The organism is Streptomyces sp. NPDC000594 (assembly GCF_040299965.1).
Lineage (GTDB): Bacteria > Actinomycetota > Actinomycetes > Streptomycetales > Streptomycetaceae > Streptomyces.
The window spans coordinates 1-6,142 of sequence record NZ_JBEPCY010000072.1 but is presented as its reverse complement, the minus strand read 5'-3'; the positions used below and the strand labels follow the sequence as shown (position 1 = coordinate 6,142).

The window sequence follows — 6,142 nt, the reverse complement described above, 5'->3', positions numbered from 1 at the left end:
TGCGGGCCCTGTTCGACACCCCGACGGTGGCCGGCCTGGTCCAGAACATGGACACCGGTACGAGCGAACGCCCCCCGGTCCTGCCCATGCGCACCAGGCTGAGCGAACCGGGTGGTTCGGGTCGGGTGCCGGTGTCGTCCGCGCAGCGCCGGCTGTGGTTCCTGGGGCGTCTGGGGACCCTCGGTTCCGCGTACAACACACCCCTCGCGGTCCGCCTGTCAGGCACCCTCGACGAGACCGCCCTCAGAGCCGCGGTCGGTGATGTGGCCGACCGGCACGAGGCCCTGCGGACCGTGATCGGCGACGCGGAGGGCGAGCCGTTCCAGGACATCCGCCCGCCCGGCCAGCCGGTGCCGTTCGAGGTGACCGCCTGCACGGCAGACGAACTGCCGGGCCGGCTGGCCGAAGGGTCGCGGTATGTGTTCGACCTGACGGCCGAGATCCCGCTGCGGGTCACCCTCTTCCAGGTCGGGGAAGGGGAGGGGGAGTGGGTGGTGCTGGTGCTGCTGCACCACATCGCCTCGGACGGCTGGTCCACGGCCCCGTTCCTCAAGGACCTCGGACACGCCTACACCCACCGTCTGGGCGATGGTGCGGCCCCGGCGTGGAAGGACCTGCCGGTCCAGTACGCCGACTACACCCTCTGGCAGCAGGACCTCCTCGGCGACCCCGCCGACCCCGCATCCCTCTACGCACGCCAGCTGGGCTACTGGAAGCAGGCTCTCGCCGGGGCACCCGAGGAACTCACCCTGCCCTTCGACCGGCCCCGTCCCGCCGAGCCCTCCCATCAGGGTGCCATGGCCCTGTTCGACATCGACACCACCACCCACCGGCAGCTCGCGGCGCTCGCCCGGTCCACGAACACCAGCATGTTCATGGTCTTCCAGGCCGCCATCGCCGCCACCCTCACCCGCCTCGGCGCCGGCACCGACATCCCCATCGGCATCCCCATCGCCGGACGCACCGACGACGCCCTCGAAGACCTCGTCGGGTTCTTCGTCAACACCCTGGTCCTGCGCACCGACACCACCGGCAATCCCACTTTCCGGGACCTGCTGGCCCGGGTCCGTGACACCGACCTGGCGGCCTATGCCCATCAGGATCTCCCCTTCGAGTCCCTCGTCGAAGCCCTCAACCCCCAGCGGAGCCTGTCACGTCATCCCCTCTTCCAGGTGACGCTGGCCTACCACAACACCACCCAGGCCCACCTCACCCTCCCCAACCTCACCACCCACACCCTCCCCCCCACCACCGAAACCGCCAAAACCGACCTCACGTTCAACATCCTCGAACGGGACTTCAAGGCAGGGGACGAAGCCCTTCGCGGTGTCCTCCAGTACGCCACCGACCTGTTCGATCACACCACGGCCGAGCGCATCACGACGTACCTCACCCGCCTTCTCGCCGCCGCCGCGACCCACCCCGACGCACCCCTCCACACACTGGAGATCCTCTCGGAGCAGGAGCGCCACCAGATACTGGGGGAGTGGAGCGTCCCCGAGCGGGAGCCGAGCACGGCCGTCCTGCCGGCTTTGTTCGAGGAGCAGGTGGGGTGTCGTGCGGGTGCGGTGGCGGTGTCGTTCGAGGGTGTGTCGCTGACGTATGGGGAGTTGAATGCGCGGGCGAATCGTCTGGCGCATTACCTGATTGGTCGGGGGGCGGGTCCGGAGCGGACGGTGGCGTTGATGTTGCCGCGTTCGGTGGAGATGGTGGTGGCGATTCTGGGTGTGCTGAAGTCGGGGGCGGCGTATCTGCCGGTGGATCCGGAGTATCCGGCAGAGCGGATCGCGTACATGGTGGAGGACGCGCGGCCGTTGCTGACGCTGGACGTGCTGCCGGATCTCGACGGTCTGCCGGAGAGCGATCCGGGTGTGCGGATCCATCCCGACCACCCCGCCTACACCATCTACACCTCCGGCTCCACCGGCCGCCCCAAGGGCGTCATCGTCACGCACCGGAATGCCTGCCGGCTGTTCGCCGTCACCGAGGAAGTCTTCTCGTTCGGCCCGGACGACGTATGGACGCTCTTCCACTCCTACGCCTTCGACTTTTCCGTGTGGGAGATATGGGGCGCTCTCCTCCACGGCGGCCGGCTGGTCGTGGTCCCGCAGCTCGTCAGCCGTTCTCCCGCGAGCTTCCTCGAACTGCTGGCCAGGGAAAGGGTGACGGTCCTCAACCAGACGCCGTCCGCGTTCCGGCAGCTCACTCAGGCGGCGCGGGAGAACAGGCCCCTCACGGACGCGCTGGTGCTGCGCCGCGTGGTGTTCGGTGGCGAGAAGCTCGAACTGCCCGATCTGTCGAACTGGTACGGGATCCGTCCCGCCGACGCTCCGCTCCTGGTCAACATGTACGGAATCACCGAGACGACGGTGCACGTCAGCTATCTGCCCCTGGCCGAGGAGATGACCGGCGCCGGAGCCGGCAGCCCGATCGGCCGGGCACTGGGCGATCTGCGTACGTATGTACTCGACGACCTGCTGTGCCCGGTCCCGGTCGGCGTCGCCGGTGAGCTGTACGTGGCGGGAGCCGGCCTGGCCCGTGGCTACCGGGACCGTGCGGCGCTCACCGCCACGCGGTTCGTCGCGGACCCCTTCGACCCTGCCGGGGCCCGCATGTACCGGACCGGCGACGTGGTGCGCTGGAACGCCGACGGCGGTCTGGAGTTCGTCGGTCGTGCCGACGACCAGGTCAAGGTGCGCGGGTTCCGGATCGAACTCGGCGAGATCGAGGCCGCGCTCGGGGCGGATCCCGAGGTCGCCCACAGCGCCGTGATCGTGCGCGAGGATCGACCCGGTGACCAGCGGATCGCCGCGTACGCCGTGCCCGCCGAAGGCTGCGTCGCCGATGCGGCCGGGTTGCGCGGGCGCCTACAGAAGGTGCTCCCCGACTACATGGTGCCGTCCGCGTTCGTGATCATGGACCGGCTGCCGCTGACGGCGAACGGGAAGCTCGACCGCAAGGCCCTTCCGGTCCCGGACCACGCACCCGCCGCAGGCAGCGGCCGGGGGCCTCGGAACCCGCACGAAGAAGTCCTCTGCGCCCTGTTCGCGGAGGTGCTGGGGCTGGCGAAGGTCGGCATCGACGACGACTTCTTCGACCTCGGTGGTCATTCCATTTTGGCGACGCGCCTGGTCAGCCGCGTCCGCAACCGGCTCGACGTCGAGCTGCCCATCCGCGCGATGTTCGACACGCCCACCGTGGCCGGCATCGCCTCGCACATCGCCTCGCCGCAGACCCGCAAGCGGCCTGCCCTCACGCCCCGCCGCAGGCCCACCACAGCCCAGTAACGGCTCTTGGCGCGGCTCTTCCCCTGCTACGTGATTCCTGTGGAGTTCTGATGTTTCCTCTGTCGTTTGCTCAGCGTCGGCTGTGGTTCCTGGGTCAGTTCGGTGCGGCGGGTTCGGCGTACAACATGCCTTTGGTGGTCCGGCTGAGGGGTGTGCTGGATGAGCCTGCTCTGCGGGCTGCGGTGGGTGATGTGGCCGACCGGCACGAGGCCCTGCGGACGGTGATCGGTGAGTCGGAGGGTGAGCCGTTCCAGGACATCCGGCCGCCGGGTCAGGACGTGCCGTTCGAGGTGACCGCCTGCACGGCAGACGAACTGTCGGGCCGGCTGGCCGAAGGGTCGCGGTATGTGTTCGACCTGACGGCCGAGATCCCGTTGCGGGTGACTCTCTTCCGGGTGGGGGAGGGGGAGTGGGTGGTGCTGGTGCTGTTGCATCACATCGCCTCGGACGGCTGGTCGACGGCGCCGTTCCTGAGGGATCTCGGGCAGGCGTATACGGCGCGTCTGGGGGAGGGTGCGGCTCCGGTGTGGGAGGAGCTGCCGGTCCAGTACGCGGACTACACGCTGTGGCAGCGGGACCTCCTGGGTGATCCGGCCGATGAGGAGTCGCTGTTCGCGCGCCAGCTTCAGTACTGGAGGCAGAATCTCGCCGGGGTGCCTGAGGAGTTGGCGCTGCCGTTCGACCGGCAGCGTCCTGCGGAGCCGTCGCACCGGGGGGCGCTCGCAGTGTTCGAGGTGGACGCCGACACCCACCGGCAGCTCGCGGCGCTGGCCCGGTCCTCGAACACGAGCATGTTCATGGTCTTCCAGGCCGCGATCGCCGCCACCCTCACCCGTCTCGGTGCGGGCACGGACATTCCGATCGGTATTCCGATCGCCGGGCGTACCGACGACGCGCTGGAGGACCTGGTCGGGTTCTTCGTCAACACCCTCGTCCTGCGCACCGACACGACCGGCAACCCCACCTTCCGGGACCTCCTCGCCCGCGTACGCGACACCGACCTCGCCGCCTATGCCCATCAGGACCTCCCCTTCGAGTCCCTCGTCGAAGCCCTCAACCCCCAGCGCACCCTCGCCCGCCACCCCCTCTTCCAAACCATGCTCGCGTACCACAACACCTCGCGCGCCACCCTGGAACTGCCCGGACTCGAACTCGAACCCGTGGCGGGCACCGAGGCGGCGGCGCTCTTCGATCTGGCGTTCAACATCGCCGAGTCGCACGGCGACGGAACCACACCCGCCGGCATCAGCGGCGGCCTCCAGTACGCGACGGATCTGTTCGATCACACCACGGCCGAGCGCATCACCACGTACCTCACGCGCCTTCTCGCTGCCGCCGCGGCCCACCCCGACGCACCCCTCCACACACTGGAGATCCTGTCGAGCGACGATCTCGGCCGACTGGCCGAGATCGGGACGGGGCCCACGACGCCGGACGCCGAGCCCCGCCTCCTTCTGCCGGCTTTGTTCGAGGAGCAGGTGGGGTGTCGTGCGGGTGCGGTGGCGGTGTCGTTCGAGGGTGTGTCGCTGACGTATGGGGAGTTGAATGCGCGGGCGAATCGTCTGGCGCATTACCTGATCGGTCGGGGGGCGGGTCCGGAGCGGACGGTGGCGTTGATGTTGCCGCGTTCGGTGGAGATGGTGGTGGCGATTCTGGGTGTGCTGAAGTCGGGGGCGGCGTATCTGCCGGTGGATCCGGAGTATCCGGCGGAGCGGATCGCGTACATGGTGGAGGACGCGCGGCCGTTGCTGACGTTGGACGTGCTGCCGGATCTCGACGGTCTGCCGGAGAGCGATCCGGGTGTGCGGATCCATCCCGACCACCCCGCCTACACCATCTACACCTCCGGCTCCACCGGCCGCCCCAAGGGCGTCGTCGTCACCCACAAGGGCATTCCGAACCTCGTCTCCAGCAAGATCGAGGGCTTCGCGGTCAGTCCGGGAGACCGGATGCTCCAGTTCGCATCCCCCGGTTTCGACGCCGCCTTCATGGAGATCAGCGTTTCGCTGCTGGCGGGCGCGACCCTGGTGCTCGCGCCGACGGAGAAGCTGCACGACGCGGATGCGCTTACCGAGCTTCTCGTACGCGAAGGCGTTACCCACGCCCTGATTCCCCCGGCCCTGCTGTCGGTCCTCAGTCCGGAGCGGATGCCGGACTTCACCCTCATCGTTGCGGGCGACGCCTGTTCTGCCGATGCCGTGGCGACCTGGTCGCGCGGGCGTCGAATGATCAATGCCTACGGGCCGAGCGAGTACACCGTGTGCGTGTCCATGAGCGCCCCGCTGAGCGGATCGGAGAGGCCGCCCATTGGTGTTCCGGTGGGGAATACGCGGGTGTATGTGCTGGATGGGTTGTTGTCGGTGGTGCCGGTGGGTGTGGTGGGTGAGTTGTATGTGGCGGGTGCGGGTCTGGCGCGGGGGTATCTGGGGCGGGCCGGTCTGACGGCGGAGCGGTTCGTGGCGGATCCGTTCGGTCCTGCGGGTGCGCGGATGTACCGGACGGGTGATGTGGTGCGGTGGCGGGCGGACGGGTCGCTGGACTTTGTGGGGCGTGCGGATGATCAGGTGAAGGTGCGGGGGTTCCGGATCGAGCCGGGTGAGGTGGAGACGGCTCTGTCGCGGGTGGCGGGTGTCGGCGGGTGCGCGGTGGTGGTGCGGGAGGACCGGCCCGGCCAGAAGCGTCTGACCGGCTACGTCGTCCCGGACCCGACCCCGGCCCCGGGTGCGGGTGCGGCCCTGACTCCGGGTGCGGCTGCGGGTGCGGTTCCGGGTGTGGATGGGGGTGGGTTGCGGCTGGCTCTGCTGGAGGTCCTGCCCGATTACATGGTGCCCTCCGCGTTCGTGATCGTGGACCGG

General features: G+C 69.1%; 2 protein-coding genes. Both read left to right on the top strand.

Annotated features, from left to right (window positions below):
* Window positions 1–3,287: non-ribosomal peptide synthetase (locus ABT354_RS37895; protein WP_351502608.1), on the top strand; the 3,287-nt coding region annotated here is incomplete at its 5' end.
* 50 nt (window positions 3,288–3,337) lie between these two features.
* A partial coding sequence (locus ABT354_RS37890) for a non-ribosomal peptide synthetase (RefSeq protein WP_351502606.1) occupies window positions 3,338–6,142 on the top strand: 2,805 nt, incomplete at its 3' end.